Genomic DNA, 22710 nt, shown 5'->3' on the forward strand with positions numbered 1-22710 from the left:
AACCTGATTGGCGCTTTTGTATGCTGCAATAATTGCTACATCTTGATCCGCTAGTCGTGGCTTTCAATGACAAGGAGTAACCCATGCGTAATTTGAATGGTTCCTTCGCTTGCCTCAAGCACGTTGCTAATGCCAAGCGACTGGCCGATTGTAAGCGTGGCGTTCGTTAATGGATATTGGAAGCCCAGCAACGTAATTCCTTGCACCTCTTGCGATAACGGCAGAAGAGACACTTGGTTATGCCTGCCTCTGTTGACTGTCATTGACACGCCGGGCTGAAGCAATCGAATCGTATTGTAGCGGTCTTCTATTATGGCTTCGACGCCCGCATCCGTCATGAGCTTCAGCAGATGGACATTGGCAAGCATATGGTCAAATCGTGTGCCAAGTGCACCAACTAGAACGATTCGGTTGGGGTGGCGCTGGAGAGCGTGCCTCACCGCCAATTCCGTATCCGTATAATCCTTATCAATGGCATCGAACTGTTGAACCAATGCACCGCTCGCTAGAATGCTATTCATTGCTTCTGGATTGATGGAGTCAAAATCGCCAAGCGCCTGATCCAGCTTATAGCCATGCTCGACAATGTACTGTGCTCCGCGGTCTGCTCCAATGCGGTAGTCTGCTTCCGCTAGAAAAGGGTGCGCCCAATCGCCGATCGAACCGCCAGTTACGATAGTAATATAAGATGCTGCCATATCGATGATCCTCCGATTTAACCGTTTACATGTAATAGCCTTTCGACAGTATACCCTGAGCCATTTTAAATCTCCATACTTGTCCAGTTATTTTGCGATAAATTGTCGTCTTGCGCTTATGCGTTGCCGGGATTACAATGAATTTTGGACGACACCGGTCAGGTGGAACCGGTCGAACAGAATCGGAGGCAATGAATAGGCGAGTGGACATTTTTGGCGTGTTCAGCATTATCGGAACGATTGCATTCGCAGTCAGCGGCGCGATTGTAGCGATGGAAGAGGAATATGATATTTTAGGCGTGTTCGTTCTCGGGCTCGTAACGGCATTCGGGGGAGGCGTCATTCGTAACTTGTTGATCGGCATGCCGGTTACATCGTTATGGAATCAGGGCACCTTGCTCAAAATCGCACTTATAGCGATGACGGTCGCATTCCTTTTACCTGTTTCCTGGCTGCAAAGATGGCGGAGGAGCGAAGCGTTTTTTGATGCGATTGGATTATCCGCATTCGCCATCCAAGGCGCGCTGTACGCGACACATATGGGACACCCGCTTAGTGCAGTATTAGTTGCAGCTATGCTGACTGGCATTGGCGGGGGCATTATTCGTGATGTATTAGCTGGCCGGAAGCCGCTTGTCTTGCAGGATGAGATCTATGCAGTATGGGCAATGGCTGCGGGGCTATGCATCGCATGGAAATGGTCGGAGTCGACGTTCGAACTGCTGTTGCTCTTCGTCATTATCATTGTGCTGCGCATGCTATCGGTCCATTACCGATGGCGGTTGCCGCGCCGATCTTTAAAACATGCATTCTCGCAGTCTGTGTATGAGCTGCCGGAAGCGCATGCGATGGCACAAGCACAACAGCATGCCCAAGCAGAATCAGGGACAACTGATTCACTGCCAGAACAACCATCAACGAGAACCCGTACATCGGAAGCACGGGTATCGGCAGTGGTAGCTGCAGCGGGTGAGCCAGGCGGCGGTTCAAGAAAGAGAGGTTGGTGGAATCGATGAAACGCGTATTATTCGTTTGTTTGGGAAACATTTGCCGTTCCCCAATGGCAGAAGCTGTTTTTCGGCGCAAAGTTGAAGAAGCAGGGCTTGCGGCTAGCATCATAATCGATTCGGCTGGAACAGGTGACTGGCATATCGGCAAGCCTCCGCATGAGGGAACGAGAAATCTGCTAACCGAGCGTGGCATCTCATTCGAAGGAATGCGGGCCCGGCAAGTGCGCAACGATGATTTCTCGGAGTTTGATTACATCGTATGCATGGATTCCAGCAATGAGCGCAATATGGACGAGATTCGCCGGGCAGTGGGCGATTCGGCTGGAGAAGCGAAGATGTTTAAGCTGCTTGATTTGGTGCCTGAGGCTGGACTGTCTGATGTGCCGGATCCGTATTACACCGGAAATTTCGAAGAGGTGTACGAGCTTGTATCAACGGGTTGCGATAGGCTGCTAGAGCAGATTCGCCAAGCGTTGTAGGCATAAGTAAGCAAATATTAAAAGAAGAGCCTGCTTAAGACGAATGTCTCAAGCGGGCTCTTTTTTGCTGTTACAGGTTTTATCGATCTAGGAAATAGGCGAGAGAAGCCGGCAAATCCTTTTGCCAGAAGCCCCATGTATGTTTGCCGTCACGTTCATGATAAACGACCTTAGCCCCGCGTTCTTCGAACAGCTTGCGGGCGTTGCGGTTAAGTGCAACGAAATCATAGATGCCACGGTCGGTCTCGAATGCATTTTCCTGCAACCCAATCGTCATATACAGGTCAAGCCAGGATAAATCAGCTTGCGATGCAATAATGTTGCGGGAAGCGGGATAGAACGCACCGGATAACGACAATACACGATTGAACAGTTGGGGATAGGTTAATGCAATATGGACAGAAACAGTTCCCCCAAGGGAATCGCCTGCTAATAAACGGTCGTCTGGATTGCGGCGAACGGGATATTTGGACTCCACGAATGGAATAAGCTCTTCGGCAAAAAAACGCACGTAATTGGCATGCAGCTCGCCATCGGGTGAATATTCTGCAGATCGAACGGTTTTGTCAACATCGACGCCAACGACGATAAAGGGCTCGATGCCCTCATCGATCATTAATTGATTGGAAATCGTAGCGACGCGGCCAAAATTGAAAAAGTCTTCGCCATCCTGGCAATAAACGACGGGGTAGCTCAGCACTTCATTGTAACCAGGCGGCAAAAATACGCGAAGCTTGCGTTCCCCCTCGGGCAAATACTGGCTTGAAACCACTTCTTTATTAATTGTACGTTTTAAATATTGGTTATCCATCATTTCTTTCTCCTTTCGGATTGCATGAGAACCTTTGAACGTGGGAAAACAATAGGGAGGAAGAACAGGCTGTGTATGCCTAAATACGGAATGTTGTACTATTCTGTATCACTAGGTTTAATGACCTGTTACATATACAATATCTTTAAAAATTCGCCCAAAACATGAAAAAACCGCGGGTTTTATGTTTTTTGCTTTGACCATTTTCTTTAAACAGGTTTATAATAATTCTATAACAGAGGCAAACGATATTCAAATATTATTACGAGGTGAGCGTTCACGATGAGCAAAGTGGTGACTAAACAACCGTCTTATGAAGTTCAGTCCGAACCTGTTCAACCGTTGGCCATTTTGTCGCCGGAAGGCGAGATCGTCAACCCGGAGCTGGTGCCAAACCTGTCCGATGACCAATTGAAAGAGATCATGTATCGCATGGTATTTACCCGTACGTGGGATGAGCGTGCTGTTAACCTCGGTCGCCAAGGCCGCCTGGGCTTCTATGCACCGGTATCCGGCCAAGAAGCATCGATGGTATGCAGCGAATATGCGCTGAATAAAGAAGATTTCATCTGCCCTGGCTACCGCGACATGCCGCAGCTCGTATGGCACGGCCTTCCGCTGTACCAAGCGTTCCTGTACTCCCGCGGCCATCAGCATGGCGGACAAATTCCACAGGACGTTAACGTTCTGATGCCACAAATCATCATCGGCGCACAAGTGCTTCATGCAATGGGCGTCGCAATGGCGTTCAAGAAGAAAGGCCAGAAGAACGTTGCAATCACTTATACAGGTGACGGCGGTTCCTCCGAGGGCGATTTCTACGAAGCGCTTAACTTTGCTGGTGCATTCAAGCTGCCAGCGATCTTCGTCGTTCAAAATAACGGTTATGCAATCACGACGCCTTACGCGAAACAAACGGCTGCATTGTCAGTTGCCCACAAGGCAGTCGCTGCAGGCATCAAAGGCGTTCAAGTTGATGGCATGGATCCACTTGCCGTTTACAAAGCAGTGTCTGAAGCAGCTGAACGCGGCCGCAATGGTGAAGGCGCAACGTTGATCGAACTGATCACTTACCGCTACCGTCCGCACTCGTTGGCTGATGACACGACGAAATACCGTACAAAGGACGAAGAGAACGATTGGGCGCCACGCGATCCGCTCGTACGCTTCGGCAAATACTTGGAAGCGAAAGGCCTCTGGACGGAAGAAGACACGAATCGTGTCAAAGAAGAGGCTAAAGCAACGGTAAACGAGCATATCAAAAAAGCAGAACAAACCGAAAAAATGACCGTTCCTGGTCTGATCGATACGATGTTCGAGAAAACACCACAGCATCTGGAAGAACAGAAGGCTGATTTTCAATAATTTCAAATTGCGCTGAAGGAGGATCCCAACGATCATGGCTCAAATGAATATGTTAGAGGCGCTCCGCGATGCGATGCGCGTGGAATTGAAACAAGACTCGAACGTTCTTATTTTTGGTGAGGACGTCGGTAAGGTCGGCGGTGTATTTCGTGTAACAGAAGGATTGCAAGAGGAATTCGGCGAGGAGCGCGTATTCGATACGCCGCTCGCTGAATCCGCAATCGCTGGCATGGCAGTTGGCATGGGTACGCAAGGTTTCCGTCCAATTGCTGAAATCCAATTCGTTGGCTTCATCTACGAAGCACTCGACCAAATGTTTGTACAAGCTGCCCGCATGCGTTACCGCTCCGGCGGCCGTTACAACTCGCCAATCGTATTCCGTACGCCTTTCGGCGGCGGCGTTAAAGCGGCTGAGCTGCACACGGACTCGCTCGAAGGCTTGGCTATCCAAACGCCAGGCATTAAAGTTATCGTGCCTTCGAATCCATACGATGCAAAAGGCCTGATGATCTCCGCGATTCGTGACAATGACCCTGTCTTCTTCATGGAGCACTTGAACCTGTACCGTGCATTCCGTGACGAAGTGCCAGAAGGCGATTATACGATTGAAATCGGCAAAGCTAACGTCGTTCGTGAAGGCAAAGACGTTACGATCATCGCTTATGGCATGATGGTGCACACGGCGAAGAAAGCAGCTGATGAGCTGGCTAAAGAAGGCATCGAAGCAGAAGTAATCGACCTTCGTACGCTGCTTCCGCTCGACATTGACACACTCGTGAAGTCGATCCAAAAAACGAACCGTGCAATCGTCGTTCAAGAAGCACAAAAAACTTCGGGCGTTGCCGCTGAAGTTATTGCGCAAATTAACGAAAAAGCGATTTTGCATCTCGAAGCTCCTGTGCTTCGTGTAGCGGGTCCGGATACCGTATACCCATTCGCGCAAATCGAAGATGCTTGGTTGCCGTCGCCTGAGCGCGTCGTCAAAGCAGCAAAACAAGTACTGAACTTTTAATATTCTATCGATCTAATAGACGCTGCTGCGATGAACGATCGGGACGCATAGAGAGAACAGAGGGAGGATGCATTCGGGTGGCTAAATTCGAATATCGGTTCCCGGAGCTAGGCGAAGGTCTGCATGAGGGCGAAATTGTCAAAATGCACATTAAGCCAGGCGACGCGGTAAATGACGAGAGCATCATTATGGAAGTGCAAAATGACAAGGCGATTGTTGAAGTGCCTTGTCCAGTAGAAGGCAAAGTGTTGGAAGTGCTCGTGAAAGACGGCCAAGTTTGCCACATTGGCGAAGTTGTGGCAGTTATTGACGTAGAGGGCGAGCTTCCAGAAGGCGCAACTGTAGCAGAAGAGAGTGCACCAGCTCCTGCAGCTGCAGCGCCTGTAGCAGCACCAGCTGCAGCACCGGCGTCTGCGCCAGCTCCGCAAGCAAGCGCAGCACTCGTGTTGGCAACGCCAAGCGTTCGCAAGTATGCCCGTGAGAAAGGAATCGACATTACAACGGTTGCTGGCTCCGGCAAGAACGGCAAAGTAACGCGTGAAGACATCGATGCATTTGCTTCAGGCGGCGCTGCTCCAGCGGCAGCTGTTGTTGCAACTGAAGCGCCTGCACAAGATGCGTCGGCTCCTGCAGCATCGCAAGACAAGCCAGCTGCTCCAGTGGCAGCAGGTTCCGCACATCGTCCGGAAGAGCGCCTTCCATTCAAAGGCATCCGCAAAGCGATTGCGAACGCTATGTCCAAGTCGATGTACACAGCTCCTCACGTAACGCTTATGGATGAAGTAGACGTAACGGAGCTCGTAGCGCTTCGTGCTAAATACAAGCCATTCGCAGAGAAAAAAGGCGTTAAGCTCACTTACTTGCCTTTCATCGTGAAAGCATTGGTAGCGGCATGCCGTGAGTTCCCGATTATGAACGCAACACTCGACGAGGCATCGCAAGAAATCGTGCTTCGCAAATACTACAACATCGGTATCGCAACGGATACGGAGAACGGCCTTATCGTTCCAGTTATCGAGGATGCAGACCGTAAAAATATCTACAAGGTTGCAAGCAGCATTAGCGATCTCGCTGTACGCGGACGCGATGGCAAGCTAGCACCAAACGAAATGCGTGGCAGCACGATCACGATTACGAACATCGGATCGGCAGGCGGCATGTTCTTCACGCCGGTTATCAACTTCCCAGAAGTTGCAATTCTCGGCACGGGACGCATTTCGGAGAAAGCTGTCGTGAAAAACGGCGAAATCGTAGCGGCACCTGTTATGGCATTGTCGCTCAGCTTCGACCACCGTCTCATCGATGGCGCAACGGCGCAAAACTTCTTGAACTACATTAAACAGTTGTTGGCACAGCCTGAACTGTTCATCATGGAGGTGTAACGGATATGGTAGTAGGAGACGCTTCACTCGATATCGATACATTAGTCATTGGCGCAGGACCTGGCGGTTACGTAGCAGCTATTCGTGCAGCGCAACTCGGTCAATCCGTTCTGTGTGTAGAGAAAGCTACAGTCGGCGGCGTTTGCTTGAATGTTGGCTGTATTCCTTCCAAAGCACTCATCTCTGCTGCTCATCAATACGAAGCTGCTTCGCACGGCGAATCGTTCGGCATCACGGTTGGCGACGTGAAAGTTGACTGGAGCAAAGTACAAGAGTTCAAAAACGGAGTTACCAAAAAGCTGACGAGCGGCGTTGCATCGCTGCTTAAAGCAAATAAAGTTGAATACTTCAACGGCGAAGTCATGTTCATCAACACGAACGAAGCTCGTGTATTCAACGACCAAGAAGCGCCTCGTTACCGCTTCAAAAACTGCATCATCGCGACGGGCTCCCGCCCGATCGAGCTGAAAGCATTCCCTTATGGCGGACGCATCGTGTCTTCGACTGAAGCACTGTCGCTGCCAGAAATTCCGAAAAGCCTCGTCGTTATCGGCGGCGGCTACATCGGCATCGAGCTTGGCCAAATGTACAGCAAATTCGGCACGAAGGTTACAATCATTGAAGGCGCGGACGCAATCATGCCGGGCTTTGACAAAGATATGTCGAACATCGTAGCGAAGAAGCTGAAAGCAAAAGATGTAAACATCGTTACTGGTGCACAAGCGAAATCGGCTGAGCAATCGGCTGACAGCGTAACGGTTACGTATACGGTAGGCGACAAAGAGGAATCCGTTGTTGCTGATTACTTGCTCGTAACGGTTGGCCGCCGCCCGAACACGGATGGCGAGCTTGGGTTGGACTTGATCGGTGTTGAACTGACAGACCGCGGTCTCGTAAAAGTCGACAACCAAGGACGTACGAACATTCCACACATCTATGCAATCGGAGATATCGTACCAGGCGCAGCGCTCGCTCACAAAGCGATGTACGAAGGACGCGTAGCAGCAGAGTCGATTTCCGGCTTGCCTAGCGTAGTTGATTATAAATGTATCCCAGCAGTTGCTTTCTCCGATCCAGAATGCGCAAGCGTTGGCTACTCGGAAAAAGAAGCGAAAGAAAAAGGCCACAACGTTAAAGCGGGCAAATTCCCGTTCGCAGCAAATGGCCGTGCCCTGTCGCTTAACGGTGCAGAAGGCTTCGTGAAGATCGTATCGGATAAAGATAATGGTCTCGTGCTTGGTGCCCAAATCGTTGGTATTGAAGCATCAAACATGATCGCTGAGATCGCTCTGGCAATCGAGATGGGCGCTACACTTGAAGATATCGCCCTGACGATCCATGCACATCCAACGCTTGGCGAGATCGTATTGGATGCTGCTGAGGTTGCACTCGGCCATCCGATCCACACGTTCGTTAAGTAATCGGACGCTTCGTTCACGCCGAAGAGGCCAACGGTATTTATGCCGTTGGCCTCTTTTTGTCGCATTTTGGCATATACTAATGGCGACACGTCAATATTTCCTTAAGTGGTTGAAGGAGTGCAGGTTAATGGCTGACATTACACGTGATTCTGACTCAATTTTTGATGATATGCCTCCCGCGATGAAACGCATAAGCGAATCCCGTGCCATCATTACCGATATCGTATTCCCTTCTGACACGAATCATCTTGGAACGATGTTTGGCGGCAAAGTGATGGAGTATATGGATAAAGTGGCGGCAATATCGGCAATGAGGCATTCGAGATGCCCAGTTGTCACTGCTTCGACAGATCATATTGATTTCGTAGAGCCGATTCGACTAGGCGAGGTCATCACAGTAGAGTCCTTTGTTACATGGACGCACCGCAGCTCCATGGAGGTATATGTTAGCGCACAGTCGGAAAACCTGCGAACTGGGCATAAGGTTACGTCCGCAACCGCATTCTTTATTTTTGTTGCTTTGAATGATGAAGGGCGTCCAACACGGGTGCCTGGTGTTATTCCAGAGTCGACAGAAGAGCTTCAATTGCATCACGCGGCTGCAGACCGTTATGCCCAGAGAAGCAAGCGTATGGAAGAACGAAAACGAAGCATATAATGTGCATAATATGTCGTCATTTTTGCTTTTTATGATACAATAGTATCGTTCGAATTAGAGTCCAAACGACGTAACAGATCGCTTAGACAAACGGGGTATGATGAATTGAGCCAAAATGAAAATGAATACTTAAATTTGCTTCAGCATGTACTGGACAAAGGTACGCGTAAAGATGACCGAACGGGCACCGGGACAATTTCCACATTCGGTTATCAGATGCGTTTTGATTTGAATGAAGGGTTTCCGCTGCTGACGACGAAGCGCATTCCTTTTCGGCTGATCGTTAGCGAGCTGCTTTGGTTTATGAAGGGTGACACGAACATCCGTTACTTGCTCCAGCATAACAATAACATTTGGAACGAGTGGGCGTTTAAGCGCTGGGTGGAAAGCTCTGCTTATGAAGGCCCTGATATGACGGATTTCGGCTTGCGTTCCCAGAAGGACGAAGATTTTGCAATAAGCTATAATGAACAAATGGATCGGTTTAAGGCGCTAGTGCTAAGCGACGACGCGTTCGCGGCACGATTTGGCGAATTGGGCGACGTATACGGCAAACAGTGGCGTGCTTGGCAGACAACCAAAGGCGACACGCTGGATCAATTAAAAGATGTGATTGAAATGATCAAGCGCAACCCGGATTCCCGAAGGCTTATCGTCTCTGCTTGGAATCCAGAGGATATTCCGCTCATGGCGCTGCCGCCTTGCCATACGCTGTTCCAGTTTTATGTAGCGGACGGCAAGCTGTCATGCCAGCTTTATCAGCGAAGTGCGGATATTTTCCTAGGCATACCGTTTAATATTGCGAGCTATGCTTTATTAACGCATTTAATTGCGCGAGAATGTGGACTTGCGGTAGGGGAGTTCGTTCATACGCTTGGCGATGCCCACATTTACACGAATCATCTAGACCAAATTCAAGAGCAGTTGGCTCGCACAGCTAAGGAACTGCCTAAATTGGTCATTTCAGGTGATTGGATGTCCGTGTTTGAAGCGGAAGTTAACGATATCGCAGTCGAAGGCTATGATCCTCACCCAACAATAAAGGCACCGGTTGCGGTTTAATTTTGAGGAAGCAGGCCGCAACGAGGGGAGGCATAAGCAAACATGATATCGATGATTTGGGCTATGGACCGCAATCGTGCAATTGGCATTGAGAATCGAATACCATGGCGGCTGCCAGCAGATATGGCGTTTTTTAAAGCCTATACAACAGGCAAAACGGTCGTTATGGGCCGCAAGACATTCGAATCGTTTCCGAAGGCATTGCCGAATCGGCGAAACGTCGTCTTGACTCGCACTGCTGGCTTGCAGTTGAATGGGGCTGAGACGTTTTCTTCCATTGAAGAAGTGCTGGAGCAGTTGCAGCACGAAGAAGAAATAGTTATTATTGGCGGATCAGAAATATATAGCCAATTTATCCCTTATGCAGATAAGTTGCTTGTTACGGAAATCGATGCATCATTTGTTGGTACGGATGCCTTTTTCCCAGACATAGAATGGAACAATTGGAGCCTTGTCGAGTCACGCGAAGGCGTTCGAGATGAGAAAAACACGTACGATTATAGGTTCCTAACCTATAAAAGGGTGTAAATGACGAACATTGTTGTGGACAAGCAATGAAGGTGTTTATGTAGAATAGTGCAAATCATTATACGGATAATCCATTTGTATAGAGCGGTAAATGATGCTAATAGGGTCCGAAATAATGAGCGATATAAGCATTCTTATGCAAAGATTTATATTGAATAATTGTTCGATTCCCGATATAGTTTAAATATAACTGTTTATTTGTTGTACCGGGAGTAAAGAAACGAGGGAGTTGCGATCATGTCTACACCAACGGGATTTATGGAGTACAAACGCGAACTGCCGGCAGATCGCGATCCGATCGAGCGGATTAAAGATTGGGAAGAGTTCCATCTTCATCTGAATGACGATCAATTGCGCACGCAAGGTGCTCGCTGCATGGACTGCGGTACGCCTTATTGCCATACAGGTATGGAATTGGCTGGTAGCGTATCGGGTTGTCCAGTTAACAACCTAATTCCAGAATGGAATAACTTGATTTATCGTGGTCTATGGCGCGAAGCGCTGGACCGTCTGCATAAGACGAATAACTTCCCTGAGTTCACTGGACGCGTTTGTCCAGCGCCATGCGAAGGTTCCTGTACAGTTGGTCTTATTGGACAACCTGTTACAATTAAGACGATCGAGCAAGAGATCATCGACCGCGGGTTTGATGAAGGCTGGGTCGTGCCACAACCGCCTAAGGAGCGTACAGGCAAACGTGTAGCTGTCGTCGGTTCCGGTCCTGCAGGCTTGGCAGCAGCAGCCCAATTGAACAAAGCGGGCCACTTGGTAACGGTATACGAGCGTGCTGATCGCGTAGGCGGCTTGCTGACTTACGGCATTCCAACGATGAAATTGGACAAAGGCGTTGTGCAACGCCGCGTCGACCTGCTTGAAGCAGAAGGCATCACGTTCGTTACGAACACTGAGATTGGCAAGGACATTTCGGCACAACAACTCGTTGACGATTTCGACGCTGTTGTATTGTGTGGTGGCGCAACGAAAGCCCGCGATGTAGAGATGGAAGGCCGCGAGCTGAAAGGCGTTTACCAAGCGATGGATTATCTCAATGGCACAATTAAGAGCTACCTGGATTCCAATCTGGAAGACGGTAATTACATTTCGGGCAAGGACAAGGACGTTATCGTAATTGGTGGCGGCGATACTGGTACAGACTGCGTAGCTACTGCGTTGCGCCATGGCTGCCGTTCGGTAACGCAATTCGGTACACATGCTAAAGCTCCGCTTGAGCGTGATGCGATCAACAATCCTTGGCCTGAATTCCCGAATGTGTATACGCTTGATTATGCACATGAAGAAGCCAAAGCTTTGTATGGTCAAGACCCTCGTGCATTCTCCGTGTTGACGAAGAAATTCGTTGGTGACGAGAATGGCCAATTGAAAGAGCTTCACACGGTTCAAATCGAACGTACAGTTGATGAAACAGGACGCAAAGTCTATAACGAAATTCCGGGTACGGAAAAAGTTTGGAAAGCGGATCTTGTACTGATCGCAGTAGGTTTCGAAGGCCCTGAGAACACGATCATTAACCAGCTCAACCTTGAGCAAGATCGCCGTTCGAATGTGAAAGCACAATACGGCAAATACACGACCAGCGTGGACAAAGTATTCGCTGCAGGCGACATGCGCCGTGGCCAAAGCTTGGTTGTATGGGCAATTAATGAAGGCCGCGAAGCGGCACGTGAAGTAGATAAATATTTGATGGGTTCGTCGATGCTTCCATAAAGCATCTGCGCCGATCAATTCGCTTGAAGCACAAGCGCCCTTCTGGGCGCTTGTGTTGTTTTGCCTCAAGCAATAGTTTATACATTCGATAGGAGGAACAAGCATGATTCAATATGGCTCAGATGCTGTAACGGAGTTAAAGTTTGTTTCGTTCGAGCCTACGATAGAGCGTAGAGACCAGCAATGGGTAGATATCGAACTCCGCCCGGTACTATGGCCGTCTACACCTGTTCCACCAGACATCAGCGATTTTACGATTTATGTCATATGCACGTCTGGGGGCCAGATCGCTCAAATGGTACCCTATGACGAAGGCTGCGATTGTGAATTCCAGTTTACGATTACGGAGAAAGAGCAGATTGAAGCGTATATTTTGTCGGAAGAAATCCAGGTGCGTATCCATAATCTGACCTCCCCAGAATGAGGAAAGTTGTGGTAAAATCGGATAAATAGGCATTGAAGCGATGATGCTATATTTCGATTTTAGCGGAGGTAGGGACGATGCCCACCGACAACGCAACGATAATTTCGCCGACTGATGTACGGAATATAAGACGGTATGTGCAGCGCAAGTTTGCTGATTTGCCGCAGGACAAGCATGCTGATATCGTAGCGGATGCTGTGCGGCGCATCATCTATAAGCGGTTGCCTGAGTTTTCCGATGATGTTCGCGGGCAATTAACGACTCGGCTCATTCGTTCGGCTGTAATGGAGCGCTCAGGGCCGGTAGGTGCGGACGAGATTGCGGAAGCTTGTTTGCGCTGCGAGATGGACGATCCTGCCATATTCGAGCCGTTTCATGCTTGGGTAGAGCAGCAGTTGAGCCTTGTCATTATGCCGGAACGGCTGAGAGAGGCAATAAGCAGAGCAACTGAGACGAATGCAGGAGCGGACGCAGCTGCCAATCTTAACATGTGGCAAACTATTTCCCAGTTCGTTGCGCGGGATGCGGAGCCGTTTGTGCCGATGCAGGAGGGACAAGCAGTCGTGCTTCCTTTTCAAAATCCTGCTCTGCTCGGGGTTCATAGTGAAGCGTCCGAGCTCGATTCATCGCAAGGGGTCGTTCTGCCATGGTTTAACCGCATTGGCCGACGGGGGCTGTATGCGGCAATTAGTGGGCTTCTCGTAGTTGTGACGCTATGTTATGGCTGGTCGTTATCTCGTCCGTCTGTGAGCGAGATGATACCGCCAGTGGGCAAGCCTGTGCCGATCGCAGCCAAAGCGAGTGTAAATGAACTCCCGGATTCCCTCCAATACCGAGAAGTGGATCGGGAGAAGCTCGTTCGTTTCTTGAATGGCAAAGGCTCGCTCCTTGCTAAAGAAAAGTATATGAATGCGATCATTAATGCTGCTAAGCAATTTGATATTGACCCTTTGTTTTTGTTCGCGATAACGGGGCAAGAGCAGGGGTTCGTCCCTCTTATCCATGAAAGAGCGGACGAGATTGTTAACAATCCGTTTAATGTGTTTCATAGCTGGAAGGAATACAACACGACAATCGATCAATCAGCGACGATTGCTGCTCGAACGATTACGCGACTAAGCAAGGATCGGCCTTCCAATGTGGATGCTTTCGCATGGATTAACCGAGAGTATGCGGAAGACCCGAATTGGTCTGATGGCGTCAGGTCGATCTGGAAAGCAATGGACCGCCAGGTTGGCACCAAGCTAACTAAGTAGCCGTATTTACAGCACTATTTTAGAATGTTAAAATTAACGGCACTAACTGATGATGATTTACTCGAAGCGCGGCTGCCTGTTGCAGCCTCTTTTTGCATGAACAAAATGCCAAGGGAGCGATAATCTTTTGAAGACACTCATTATTGCGGAAAAACCCGACATGGGGAGAAATATCGCAGCCGCAATAGATCCAAAAGCAAAAAATTACCGTTCCTACTTAGAAGGCGAGCAGTACATTATTACGTGGGCGATCGGGCATTTGATTGGGCTTGCAGAACCCGAGGCTTATGATGAGAAATATAAAAAATGGAATATAAACGATTTGCCGATCATTCCGGAGATGTTCAAACTCGTGCCTAACCGGAAAACGATGGATCAGCTAAAAACGATAGCAGAGCTGGCCAAACGAAGCGATATGCTCATCAACTCTTGCGATGCCGGGCGGGAAGGGCAGCACATTTTTTCGCTTATTCAACGGCACTTGAAGCTTAAGCATCCGGTGAAACGCCTCTGGATTTCGGATTTGACCCCGGAAACGATTCGTAAAGGGTTCGCGGAGCTAAAGGAAGGATCGGAGTACGAGAATCTTACGAAAGCGGCAAGAGCGCGCAGTGAAGCGGATTGGCTCATCGGGATGAATGGCTCGCGTGCTTTTACGACCAAACATAATGTGTTGTTATCAGTTGGTCGCGTGCAAACGCCTGTATTGGCCATCATTTACGATCGGCAGAAGCAGATTGAGGCGTTCTCATCTTTGAAGTTTTTTGAACTGGAAGGCCACTTTGCACAGGGTGAGCTTAGCTACAAGGGAATGTGGCAGGGCGATCGGATGACCGATCAGGGCAAGGCGGATGCACTGGCGGCAAAAGTAAAGGGGAAGCCTGCGCGCATTGCTTCATACGAGGTCAAGGATACGAAGGAATACCCGAATAAGCTGTACGATCTTACGCTGCTTCAGCGGGAGGCCAACGGCAAGTACGGTTTTTCAGCGAAGAAGACATTGGACACCGCACAAGCGCTTTATGAGAAGCATAAAGTCATTTCATATCCAAGAACGAACTCGAACTATGTGACGGAGCAAAATATTCCGGAGATGCACAAGTCGCTCTCTGCGCTTCAGGGCACCGAGTACGATGAGCTGGTGCGCGGGGCGAACCGGAATTTGGTGCATAAAGGCAATAAGTTTATTTGTAACCCAGCCAAGGTTGAGGATCACCATGCGATCTTGCCGACGCATCGCAAAGCATCGGGGCTCCAGCCGGACGAGAAAAAGCTGTACGACCTGATCGTACGACGCTTTCTCTCCCAGTTCTACCCTCCCGCAGAATATAAGGTGCATACAGTGCTGACGGAGGTTGAAGGAGAGACGTTCAAGACGACCGTCAAGCAGCTGCTGAGCATCGGCTGGAAAGTGATCTATGCGGACCAGAAGAAAGAAAAACCGCGTTCTACCAAAGGCAAAGACGACGAAGAAGAGGACGAAGTCGAGGTGAATGAGCCTTTCTCAATTGACGGTAACGCGCCTGTGCAATGTACGGACGCTATTGTCAAAGAGAAGGACACGCAGCCGCCGAAGCATTATACCGAGGGCACTTTGCTGAAGGCGATGGAAAGTGCCGGACGGCAAATTGAAGATGAAGAGCTGCGCGACGCGATGAAAGAGTCGGGGCTAGGCACGCCAGCAACGCGGGCAGCGACGATTGAACGGCTTAAAAATGTCGGTTACGTCGACATGCAGGGCAAGAAAATCATGATAACACAAAAAGGCCGAACGGCGATTGAACTCATACGTGGCGCTGGCATTGAGCTGCTTACTTCACCAGAAATGACGGGCCAATGGGAACGCCGGTTAAACGAGATTTCGCGAGGTACCGCATCGGACGAGCAGTTTATGGCCAATGTAAAACGGTTCGCTTCCAAAATCGTCGATAAGGTTCGCGTCCAGTCTAGAGCTGCTAAGACGTCTTTCGAAAGCGAAGGGGACCACGCGGGAGGAGCTGCCAAAGGGAAGGGCCGGAAGAAGGCAGGGGATGCTGCCTCGTCGAGAGAGGGTAAAGTAGATTCAGGCTCGTCCAGGGGCGGTAAAGCAGCACGCGATAACAGCAAGACTGGAGCAGGCGCTACAGCTGCCCGAAGCCGGAGCAGCAAGCCCAACCAGTCGGCTGGCTCCAATGAGCCGTCGGCTGCGGGTCCAGCTATAATTGCTGTATGTCCAAGCCCTGGATGCGGCGGCAGCATTTTTATGGGGCGTAAAGGGTACGGCTGCTCCCATTTCAGAGAGGGCTGTAAGTTTGTTATCTGGAAAGAAAGTTTTGGCCGTTCACTTACGGATCTTCAAGTCAAGGCGCTCGTTGAGAAGGGAAAGACGAGCAAGCTAAAGCTTACTTTGGCAGACGGAACAGTTGTAGATGGGCGAATTGTGCTTCGTAATCCAGCGAATGGGGAAATTGCTGTTGAGTCGTTGTGAGGCTAATCGGCAATAAGCCAAAAACCAAAAATGGCGGTGCAGGGATAAGCTCCCCGTACCGCCATTTTTTAATTTGCACCGATAGTTAATCATACGAAGCGAATGGTCCCATTAAGGCCGAGCATTCACATAGGAGTGGATCGCTGGAGGAACATCCGGCAAGCTCTGCAGCGTCATAAAGGCGCCGCGTGGTTGCACCTCGATCGCGATATTGTTATAAGCCCATTCGCTGTCGATCTTCATATGAATGGCGTGTATGCCAGCTTTCAGGGCAGGCACCACATCGGTACGGATTGAATTGCCGATCATCCAAGTCTCGTCCCGATTAAATGCCCCTTCGTGAAGGATCGATTCCAGCGCTTCGTTATTCTTATGCCGGCGAATATAGATCCGGGAACCGAAATATCGCTCGAGTTGCAGCTGTTCGATTTTCCTGCGCTGGATGAGCAATTCACCGCCCGTGTAGAGATGGAGCTCATGGCCTTGGCTTGCCAGATGGTTAAGCGTCTCCTCCATGAACGGATAAGGTTCAACGGCATGTTCATATACACTGCGCCCGAGCTTCCATAAGAAGTTCTCCTCGGCATCAGAGCGGGCGCGGCCCGTCAAATCAGAGAAATATCGATACGTATCAACGAATGACTCTGGAAAATGGTCACTCTTGAAACCGACGATATGAACGCCAGCTATGTCAATCTCGGTCTGCTTGTCTTTAATGGCTTGCGGCGTAATGCCTTCATAGCCTTGGAACCAAGTAGCCATGGCATCAGTGAATTGTTCGATGACGAGGTAGAAATACTTGTTGCAATAAACGAGCGTGTCGTCGAGGTCAAAAAATAGATTTTGTTTCATAATTGGCATGGCTCCTTTGTCAGAAAAGATAACCGCCGGGCGATGCCCGATCGTTCATCTATGCACTCTAGACTTTCGCATCATAACAGCAGTCTTGGCGGTGCTTCCCTCCTGAAACCAATCTACCGTACCCGGAGACATTAAGTCAAACAGAACAGAATAATGAAACAGTATGGAGCGAATGATAAACTCGGAGGTGAGCCTAGTGCCTTATAATAAAAGCGAAAAAACTAAAAACCAGCATAACGAAGCAAGCATAAAGGAAGAGGAACAGACAGCGAAGGCAAGTAAACAAGCCGAACGGCCAGCAAGTCTTAATGGCATTAATAAAAGCTAAAAAAGAAGAAGACCAGGACGGATCCGGCAAGCTCGGATTGTCTTGGTCTTGCTTGTGTAATGGGGTTAAGCATATTTCAGCCGCTTGGCAGCCAAATCATTCTTAATGAATTCGATACGCCGTTTGACGTAAAAATCGAAACTGTCGCCACGCAATTCCTTCGGCGCGATCGAAGTGCCAGCGTCGTTGTCTAAGATGGTCAGCTTGCCGTCGCTATAAAATTTAAACGTAAGGTCACGATAAGGACTTCTCTTCTCTACATAACGATAATTCTCGCAGCGCTTCATGGTGATCGGCCTCCTTTAATTGGGTGGAATGGAACGTTTGTTCTTATTTTTAGTATACCAAACATTTGTTCGGATGGAAACTGTTTTTTGTTTACCGTAAACTAGAATAATAGAGACACGAATATCCGTAAGATGAACCATACAGATCGCATACTTCATTGTCTTAAAGGAGAGCACGCGTCATGATTCGAGTATCGCACTTAACGAAACAAATTCCGGGTGGGCCTAAAGTATTGGACGACCTTAGCTTCGAGATTGAACAAGGGGAGTTCATTGCGCTTAAAGGAGCAAGCGGCAGCGGCAAATCAATGCTTCTTCGTTGCCTAGCGCTCCGGGAAAAATGGTCAAAGGGCGTTTATGTTTTTGGCCAGGTTAATATTCAAGAACAATATTTGAAGGGCAGGAGCAAGGTACGGCGTGAAGTCGCGTATCTCGAAGAATCTCCAACGCTCTATCAGGATAAAACGGCACTGCGTAACGTCCAGATTGGTTCCGTTAACCAGACGCCATTCTGGCGGCGTTGGACCGGCATGGTCCGCAGTGATGACTATATGGGTGCAATGGATACAATCGAGAAGCTAGGGCTGCTCGACAAGGCCCATCTTAAAGCAAGCAAGCTAAGTGGCGGCGAACGCCAACGAATCGCAATTGCCCGGGCACTCGTCCACGGTGCGAAGGTGATTTTGGCCGATGAACCGGTGACGGGCCTTGATCCTCATTCAGCTGACCAAGTATTGGGGGATCTGAAGCGCCTTTGCAAGGAGCAGGGGCTAATCGTAATTGCCTCGCTGCATCAGGGCGATTATGCTGAGCGGTTTGCGGACCGGACGTTCGGGCTTAGCGGCGGCAAGCTTGTGCTTGATGTTAAAGGCAGGCGGCTAACGGAATACGAGCGTCGCCAGCTTTAAGCCAAGTGGCGGTTTCGCCCGATATTCTAACATGATGGACGACTGGCTGTGCATACAATGGACCATCTGAGCGATTAGGAAGGTGGCTCCAACATGGCATTCCAATTCCAACAGCCTCTTGTTATTCAAACGTATCGAGCGACACGGCCGAAGACTACATTATACATACCGGTCGTCTCCGGTGCAGCGAATCCGGCAACTGAGCGTACGATCAATACCGAAATACGCCGCGTTGTCCAACAGCTTGCCTCGGAACAGGGTTCGCTTGAGCATCCCAGCTCTGAGATGGATGGTTTTTTTGAAGTAAAGACGAATGAGAAGGGCGTGCTCAGCCTGTCGATTTTCAATTATGCGTATACGGGCGGGGCGCATGGAATGACACTCCAAAGCTCATTGACTTTCAACACGGATACAGGCAAGTCTTATAAGTTGTCTGAGCTATTTAAGCCAGGGTCAGATTATGTGAAGCGCATCTCCAGCCTCGTTGCGGCGCAGATCACAAGCCGAGGCATCGAGACGTTTGAGCCATTCAAATCGATTCGTCCAGACCAAGATTTTTATATTGCGGACCGTGCACTTGTCATTTATTTTCAATTGTATGAACTCGCCGCATATGTATATGGTTTTTTGTATTTTCCGATATCGGTCTTTGACCTGCAAGATATAATTAATGAGGACGGTCCGCTCGGTCCGATGGCAGTGAATAATTAGCTTCCACCGTCAACATGCGAAAAACAATAATGAATGCCCCGGAGGGAGCAGAAATGCAAGCGTTAATAGGCAGTGTCATTGTGATTACAGTAGTTGTGATCCTGATCATCATGAGAGGGCTCCGGAATCGGGGCCTGCAACAGAAGGACAAGCCTTCCTTAGAACGGAAAGCAAAGGCTGTCGAGCAATCGAAACCACAGGCTGAGAGAGAGAGCCACGCTTTTTCGCAAATAGAAGAGGACAAGCGTTTGATTCGTACAGTAGCGGACAAGCCTACATTATTGATCGTAGATGATCAAATTATGATCCGCTTGCTCATTCGTGAGGTGTTCGAATCCGAAGGCGTTCGGGTGCTTGATGCAGGCAATGGCCGGGACGCTTGGGAGCTTTTCAGGCGGCATGAAGTGCACTTTATATTGCTCGATATGAACATGCCAGGCATGGATGGCGTAGAGGTGCTGCGCGGCATTCGCCGCATTGACCCGCAAGTGAAAAGCGCCTTCATCTCCGCATATGGAGATCCAGAACGGCTGGAGGTAGGGGAGCAACTGGGGGCGTTACGTTTTTTTGCGAAGCCATTTGATATTCATGCGGTGAAAAGCTTTGTAATGAGCGAGCTGAAATCGCATGAGCGGTTGCGGGCAGAAAACTAATTAAAGGTGAAGAAGGGCGAACGGTTTGCTGGATTTCAGCAGCTGGTTCGCCCTTCTTTCGTTAAGTGCTGTTCGGACGGGATCCCACATACAATGAAACCATTGAGATTGAACGGTGGAGGGGGATTCTATTATGGCAGGGTTTATGTCGCTGTCGCTGTTCGCTATCGTCTGTTTAGCTGCGTTCATATGCGCGATTGTGGCAAGCAAAAGCATTCGCCGGTCGCATCATCAGTCTTATGGCGTATCGGCTTATATCCAATTCGTGCATGACAAAGATGATTTGAACCGGTTCGGGTATCCGCAGCTTCTCCTTCGCAGATTTGGGAATGCAGCTTCATTCGGGCTTTCCTTCCACCAATTAAGCTTGGTTGGAGGCACGGTCGCCTTATTCGGATGGGCAATTAGCGAAGGAGGATTGGCGGCCATCGGTTGGGGCTGGCCGATCATAGGGCTGTTCGGTATCGCCGCTGGGGCCGCGATGGCTGAATTATGTTCTGCTTTTCCGACTGCAGGAGGTCCTTATCATTGGGCATTAGCGCTCGGGGGCGCCAAATGGAGCTGGCTGGCAGGCTGGCTGCATGTAACGGGGAACGCAGCACTTCTTGCTTTCACGAACTATTCAGCAGCTCGAGTGCTATCGGAGTACGCTGCGAATCAGTTTGGATATGTGAATCAAGGATGGATGGCGATCATCGCTATGCTCGGATTGTACGCGATCCAGTGGAGGCTAAACAGGATGCGCCATCGAACATTTAGCGCTATACAGGCGTTAGGTGTGGGGCTAGTCATAGCAAGTGCTGTAGGTGTGATTATAGGCCTTCTTTGGTTAACTTGGCCGGGAGTATGGCCTGCCCAATCATTGTTTGGATTCGGAAATCAAGCTGTAGATGCAGCTGCGATTCAAGCCAATCCGGCACCAACGCCATTGGGTTGGCTGGCAGGCGTTTTGCTGTTGCAACGGATGTTTATCGGGGGTGAAGGGGCAGCATCTGGAGCGGAGGAGACGATGGACCCGCGTGTACGCAGCGCTTGGTCGGTTTATTTGGCACCCGTCTATGTGTATGTCATTGGCTTCGTTCTGCTCTCTATAGCTGCTTTGAATCTCCCGCTAGACCCGGGAAATGCAGGGGTGCTCGGCATTTGGTTGACGACGGTTGTGCAAATATGGACGGCAGGAGAACCAATTATCATCGGGATTGCTGTAGTCGTGATTGGAATATCTGGCGTACAGGGAATGAATGCGCTATCACGCACATTGTTTGCGATGTCGAGAGATGGTGCACTTCTAGACCATACGAAATGGAGCCGAGTTTCTGCCCGCACAGGAAAGCCAAATGCTGCAATTACGGCTGCTGCGCTACTCTCTGCTGTAATCGGAGTTGTTTATGTGGCATGGAACGGTTCACAAACAATTGGCATACCGCTTATTAGCTTCGCTGCTGCAGCGAGCCAGCTAGGCTGTGCTATCCCCATCGGGTTGCGTGTGCTGGGAAATAAGCAACGAAAGCAACTGCAAGAGGCCCCTTGGTCGTTAGGGAAGTCGGGGGCGGTGATTCGATGGATCGCGTGGATCGGCATGCTTGGCATGGCGGTTGGGGCAATGGCATTACTGAGTTTCGCTGCTGGAGCCGCTGTTCTTGGCGTGGGCATAGCTGCATGGGCAGCTGCCGCCTGGAGGGGTACAAAGTTTGAGAAACAATTACGGAAATCATTCAAACGAACAAGAGTGGAGCTTCAGCGAATTGAGAGAAAATTCGGACCTCTCTTTCTGGATGGGAAATGATCAGAAAATTTATTTCCCGGGGAAACGCATGAAGTTACACAAAAGATAACTTTTCGACAGCGTTTACATTCCGATTTGCGACATTAAGTGTCGAAATTGAGGTGACAGTACGGCGCATTTGCCAAGGATTGGCGGTTCTCGGTATAATTAGCGAATATAAAGTGCATGCATGGCGTAAGGAGGAGACGGGAAATGATCGCGTTAAAATCAACGATTGCATCGGTGAATGTTGGAATGCCTGCAGAGCTCGCACATGGGGGCAAATTCGTACAATCCGGAATCGTGAAGCGTCCGGTGGCAGGCGCTATCCACGTTAGCGAGCAAGGCTTGCCGGGAGATGGCCAAGCGGATTTAGTGAACCATGGCGGACCTGACAAGGCGGTATGTGTATATGGAACGGACCATTACCCGTATTGGGAAGAGCGGCTGGGCCGTTCGCTTTCATTTGGCGCATTCGGGGAAAATATTTCCCTAGCGAGCTGGACTGAGCCGGATTGGTGCATCGGCGACAAGGTGCGAATCGGCAATGCGCTTTTGCAGGTAAGCCAGCCAAGGCAGCCTTGCTTTAAGCTAGCAGCCTTATACGGTGCGCCAGATCTTGCGGATTGGGTATCCAAAACGGGATTTACAGGTTTTTACCTTCGTGTCCTCGAACCGGGAACCTTCAGCTCGGGGGATGAAGCGATTGTCGTGGAACGCCATCCCGCAGCGATTACGATTGCAGAAGCAAATCGTGTGATGCATATCGATAAATCGGATGTTGCCGGCATGAACAGGCTGCTCGCTGTCGCGGAGCTGTCAGCAAGCTGGCAGGAGACGATAACCAAACGCATATCCAAACTCAATGCTGGCCAATAGGCGGATGTGCAGCATGATCG

Annotated in this window: 22 protein-coding genes and 1 pseudogene; 19 read left to right on the top strand and 4 right to left on the bottom strand. The window is 49.7% G+C overall.

Going from position 1 to position 22710, the window contains the following annotated elements; translation table 11 throughout:
* Positions 1–50: 50 nt before the first annotated feature.
* The gene (locus tag GON22_RS08850; RefSeq protein ID WP_160395750.1) at positions 51–698 is read right to left on the bottom strand and encodes a thiamine diphosphokinase; all 648 of its coding nucleotides are present in this window, start codon (positions 696–698) and stop codon (positions 51–53) included.
* 191 nt (positions 699–889) lie between these two features.
* Between GON22_RS08850 and GON22_RS08855 the strand changes: the two are divergent.
* Positions 890–1501: pseudogene (locus GON22_RS08855) on the top strand (trimeric intracellular cation channel family protein); the annotation flags it as partial.
* A gap of 209 nt (positions 1502–1710) precedes the next feature.
* The gene (locus GON22_RS08860; protein WP_160395751.1) at positions 1711–2187 is read left to right on the top strand and encodes a low molecular weight protein-tyrosine-phosphatase; all 477 of its coding nucleotides are present in this window, start codon (positions 1711–1713) and stop codon (positions 2185–2187) included.
* A gap of 79 nt (positions 2188–2266) precedes the next feature.
* Here the strand turns inward: GON22_RS08860 and GON22_RS08865 are convergent, their stop codons facing one another.
* Positions 2267–3001 (bottom strand): alpha/beta hydrolase, encoded by a 735-nt coding sequence (locus GON22_RS08865; protein WP_160395752.1) that lies wholly within the window; start codon positions 2999–3001, stop codon positions 2267–2269.
* A gap of 291 nt (positions 3002–3292) precedes the next feature.
* Here GON22_RS08865 and pdhA point away from each other — a divergent pair, with 291 nt between their 5' ends.
* The 11 genes from pdhA (at position 3293) to GON22_RS08920 (ending at position 16298) form a co-directional block, all read left to right on the top strand.
* The gene (gene pdhA / locus GON22_RS08870; protein WP_442954367.1) at positions 3293–4363 is read left to right on the top strand and encodes a pyruvate dehydrogenase (acetyl-transferring) E1 component subunit alpha; all 1071 of its coding nucleotides are present in this window, start codon (positions 3293–3295) and stop codon (positions 4361–4363) included.
* Between the two features lie 34 nt (positions 4364–4397).
* Entirely contained in the window at positions 4398–5375 is a 978-nt protein-coding gene (locus GON22_RS08875; RefSeq protein WP_160395754.1) for an alpha-ketoacid dehydrogenase subunit beta, read from the top strand.
* A gap of 77 nt (positions 5376–5452) precedes the next feature.
* Positions 5453–6757, top strand: a complete 1305-nt coding sequence (locus GON22_RS08880) for a 2-oxo acid dehydrogenase subunit E2 (protein ID WP_160395755.1) — start codon at positions 5453–5455, stop codon at positions 6755–6757.
* A gap of 5 nt (positions 6758–6762) precedes the next feature.
* On the top strand, positions 6763–8178 hold the full coding sequence (gene lpdA / locus GON22_RS08885; RefSeq protein WP_160395756.1) for a dihydrolipoyl dehydrogenase: 1416 nt from the start codon (positions 6763–6765) through the stop codon (positions 8176–8178).
* A 127-nt stretch (positions 8179–8305) separates the two neighbouring features.
* The gene (locus GON22_RS08890) at positions 8306–8836 is read left to right on the top strand and encodes an acyl-CoA thioesterase (protein WP_237179081.1); all 531 of its coding nucleotides are present in this window, start codon (positions 8306–8308) and stop codon (positions 8834–8836) included.
* A gap of 105 nt (positions 8837–8941) precedes the next feature.
* On the top strand, positions 8942–9898 hold the full coding sequence (locus GON22_RS08895; protein ID WP_160395757.1) for a thymidylate synthase: 957 nt from the start codon (positions 8942–8944) through the stop codon (positions 9896–9898).
* A 42-nt stretch (positions 9899–9940) separates the two neighbouring features.
* Positions 9941–10426 carry a dihydrofolate reductase gene (locus GON22_RS08900; RefSeq protein WP_160395758.1) on the top strand — a complete coding sequence of 162 codons (486 nt, stop codon included), beginning with the start codon at positions 9941–9943 and terminating at the stop codon, positions 10424–10426.
* Between the two features lie 237 nt (positions 10427–10663).
* Positions 10664–12151 carry a glutamate synthase subunit beta gene (locus GON22_RS08905; RefSeq protein ID WP_160395759.1) on the top strand — a complete coding sequence of 496 codons (1488 nt, stop codon included), beginning with the start codon at positions 10664–10666 and terminating at the stop codon, positions 12149–12151.
* A 103-nt stretch (positions 12152–12254) separates the two neighbouring features.
* Positions 12255–12575, top strand: a complete 321-nt coding sequence (locus tag GON22_RS08910) for a hypothetical protein (protein ID WP_160395760.1) — start codon at positions 12255–12257, stop codon at positions 12573–12575.
* A 77-nt stretch (positions 12576–12652) separates the two neighbouring features.
* Positions 12653–13831 carry a glucosaminidase domain-containing protein gene (locus GON22_RS08915; RefSeq protein WP_160395761.1) on the top strand — a complete coding sequence of 393 codons (1179 nt, stop codon included), beginning with the start codon at positions 12653–12655 and terminating at the stop codon, positions 13829–13831.
* Between the two features lie 127 nt (positions 13832–13958).
* Complete coding sequence (locus GON22_RS08920) at positions 13959–16298, top strand: type IA DNA topoisomerase (protein WP_160395762.1); 2340 nt, start codon at positions 13959–13961, stop codon at positions 16296–16298.
* A gap of 111 nt (positions 16299–16409) precedes the next feature.
* Here GON22_RS08920 and GON22_RS08925 read toward each other — a convergent pair whose 3' ends face one another.
* Positions 16410–17150, bottom strand: coding sequence for an HAD family hydrolase (locus GON22_RS08925; RefSeq protein ID WP_160395763.1), 741 nt, complete (start codon positions 17148–17150; stop codon positions 16410–16412).
* 205 nt (positions 17151–17355) lie between these two features.
* On the opposite strand from GON22_RS08925, the gene GON22_RS26425 reads away from it, so the two are divergent.
* Positions 17356–17487: a hypothetical protein gene (locus GON22_RS26425; protein ID WP_272898778.1), complete on the top strand. Its 132-nt coding sequence runs from the start codon at positions 17356–17358 to the stop codon at positions 17485–17487.
* A 65-nt stretch (positions 17488–17552) separates the two neighbouring features.
* On the opposite strand, the gene GON22_RS08930 is transcribed toward GON22_RS26425, so the two are convergent.
* A complete protein-coding gene (locus GON22_RS08930) occupies positions 17553–17774 on the bottom strand; it encodes a hypothetical protein (RefSeq protein WP_160395764.1) in 222 nt (73 codons plus the stop codon).
* Between the two features lie 182 nt (positions 17775–17956).
* Here GON22_RS08930 and GON22_RS08935 point away from each other — a divergent pair, with 182 nt between their 5' ends.
* The 5 genes from GON22_RS08935 to GON22_RS08955 all read left to right on the top strand — a co-directional run bounded on the left by GON22_RS08935 (position 17957) and on the right by GON22_RS08955 (position 22690).
* Positions 17957–18682: a phosphonate ABC transporter ATP-binding protein gene (locus GON22_RS08935; RefSeq protein WP_160395765.1), complete on the top strand. Its 726-nt coding sequence runs from the start codon at positions 17957–17959 to the stop codon at positions 18680–18682.
* Between the two features lie 93 nt (positions 18683–18775).
* Positions 18776–19393 (top strand): DUF3298 and DUF4163 domain-containing protein, encoded by a 618-nt coding sequence (locus GON22_RS08940; RefSeq protein ID WP_160395766.1) that lies wholly within the window; start codon positions 18776–18778, stop codon positions 19391–19393.
* A gap of 53 nt (positions 19394–19446) precedes the next feature.
* Positions 19447–20046: a response regulator gene (locus tag GON22_RS08945; RefSeq protein WP_160395767.1), complete on the top strand. Its 600-nt coding sequence runs from the start codon at positions 19447–19449 to the stop codon at positions 20044–20046.
* Between the two features lie 133 nt (positions 20047–20179).
* Positions 20180–21832 carry an amino acid permease gene (locus tag GON22_RS08950; RefSeq protein ID WP_160395768.1) on the top strand — a complete coding sequence of 551 codons (1653 nt, stop codon included), beginning with the start codon at positions 20180–20182 and terminating at the stop codon, positions 21830–21832.
* Between the two features lie 192 nt (positions 21833–22024).
* The gene (locus GON22_RS08955) at positions 22025–22690 is read left to right on the top strand and encodes an MOSC domain-containing protein (RefSeq protein WP_160395769.1); all 666 of its coding nucleotides are present in this window, start codon (positions 22025–22027) and stop codon (positions 22688–22690) included.
* Positions 22691–22710 lie beyond the last annotated feature (20 nt).

It is taken from the genome of Paenibacillus sp. MMS18-CY102 (genome assembly GCF_009789195.1).
Taxonomy (GTDB): Bacteria; Bacillota; Bacilli; order Paenibacillales; family Paenibacillaceae; genus Paenibacillus_T.

What these genes read in the sequence shown, in the direction of transcription:
- GON22_RS08850 (WP_160395750.1), bottom strand. Translation starts at nt 698, where the DNA reads ATGGCAGCATCTTATATTACTATCGTAACTGGCGGTTCGATCGGCGAT.
- GON22_RS08860 (WP_160395751.1), top strand. Translation starts at nt 1,711, where the DNA reads ATGAAACGCGTATTATTCGTTTGTTTGGGAAACATTTGCCGTTCCCCA.
- GON22_RS08865 (WP_160395752.1), bottom strand. Translation starts at nt 3,001, where the DNA reads ATGATGGATAACCAATATTTAAAACGTACAATTAATAAAGAAGTGGTT.
- GON22_RS08875 (WP_160395754.1), top strand. Translation starts at nt 4,398, where the DNA reads ATGGCTCAAATGAATATGTTAGAGGCGCTCCGCGATGCGATGCGCGTG.
- lpdA (WP_160395756.1), top strand. Translation starts at nt 6,763, where the DNA reads ATGGTAGTAGGAGACGCTTCACTCGATATCGATACATTAGTCATTGGC.
- GON22_RS08890 (WP_237179081.1), top strand. Translation starts at nt 8,306, where the DNA reads ATGGCTGACATTACACGTGATTCTGACTCAATTTTTGATGATATGCCT.
- GON22_RS08900 (WP_160395758.1), top strand. Translation starts at nt 9,941, where the DNA reads ATGATATCGATGATTTGGGCTATGGACCGCAATCGTGCAATTGGCATT.
- GON22_RS08905 (WP_160395759.1), top strand. Translation starts at nt 10,664, where the DNA reads ATGTCTACACCAACGGGATTTATGGAGTACAAACGCGAACTGCCGGCA.
- GON22_RS08910 (WP_160395760.1), top strand. Translation starts at nt 12,255, where the DNA reads ATGATTCAATATGGCTCAGATGCTGTAACGGAGTTAAAGTTTGTTTCG.
- GON22_RS08915 (WP_160395761.1), top strand. Translation starts at nt 12,653, where the DNA reads ATGCCCACCGACAACGCAACGATAATTTCGCCGACTGATGTACGGAAT.
- GON22_RS08925 (WP_160395763.1), bottom strand. Translation starts at nt 17,150, where the DNA reads ATGAAACAAAATCTATTTTTTGACCTCGACGACACGCTCGTTTATTGC.
- GON22_RS08930 (WP_160395764.1), bottom strand. Translation starts at nt 17,774, where the DNA reads ATGAAGCGCTGCGAGAATTATCGTTATGTAGAGAAGAGAAGTCCTTAT.
- GON22_RS08935 (WP_160395765.1), top strand. Translation starts at nt 17,957, where the DNA reads ATGATTCGAGTATCGCACTTAACGAAACAAATTCCGGGTGGGCCTAAA.
- GON22_RS08940 (WP_160395766.1), top strand. Translation starts at nt 18,776, where the DNA reads ATGGCATTCCAATTCCAACAGCCTCTTGTTATTCAAACGTATCGAGCG.
- GON22_RS08945 (WP_160395767.1), top strand. Translation starts at nt 19,447, where the DNA reads ATGCAAGCGTTAATAGGCAGTGTCATTGTGATTACAGTAGTTGTGATC.
- GON22_RS08950 (WP_160395768.1), top strand. Translation starts at nt 20,180, where the DNA reads ATGGCAGGGTTTATGTCGCTGTCGCTGTTCGCTATCGTCTGTTTAGCT.
- GON22_RS08955 (WP_160395769.1), top strand. Translation starts at nt 22,025, where the DNA reads ATGATCGCGTTAAAATCAACGATTGCATCGGTGAATGTTGGAATGCCT.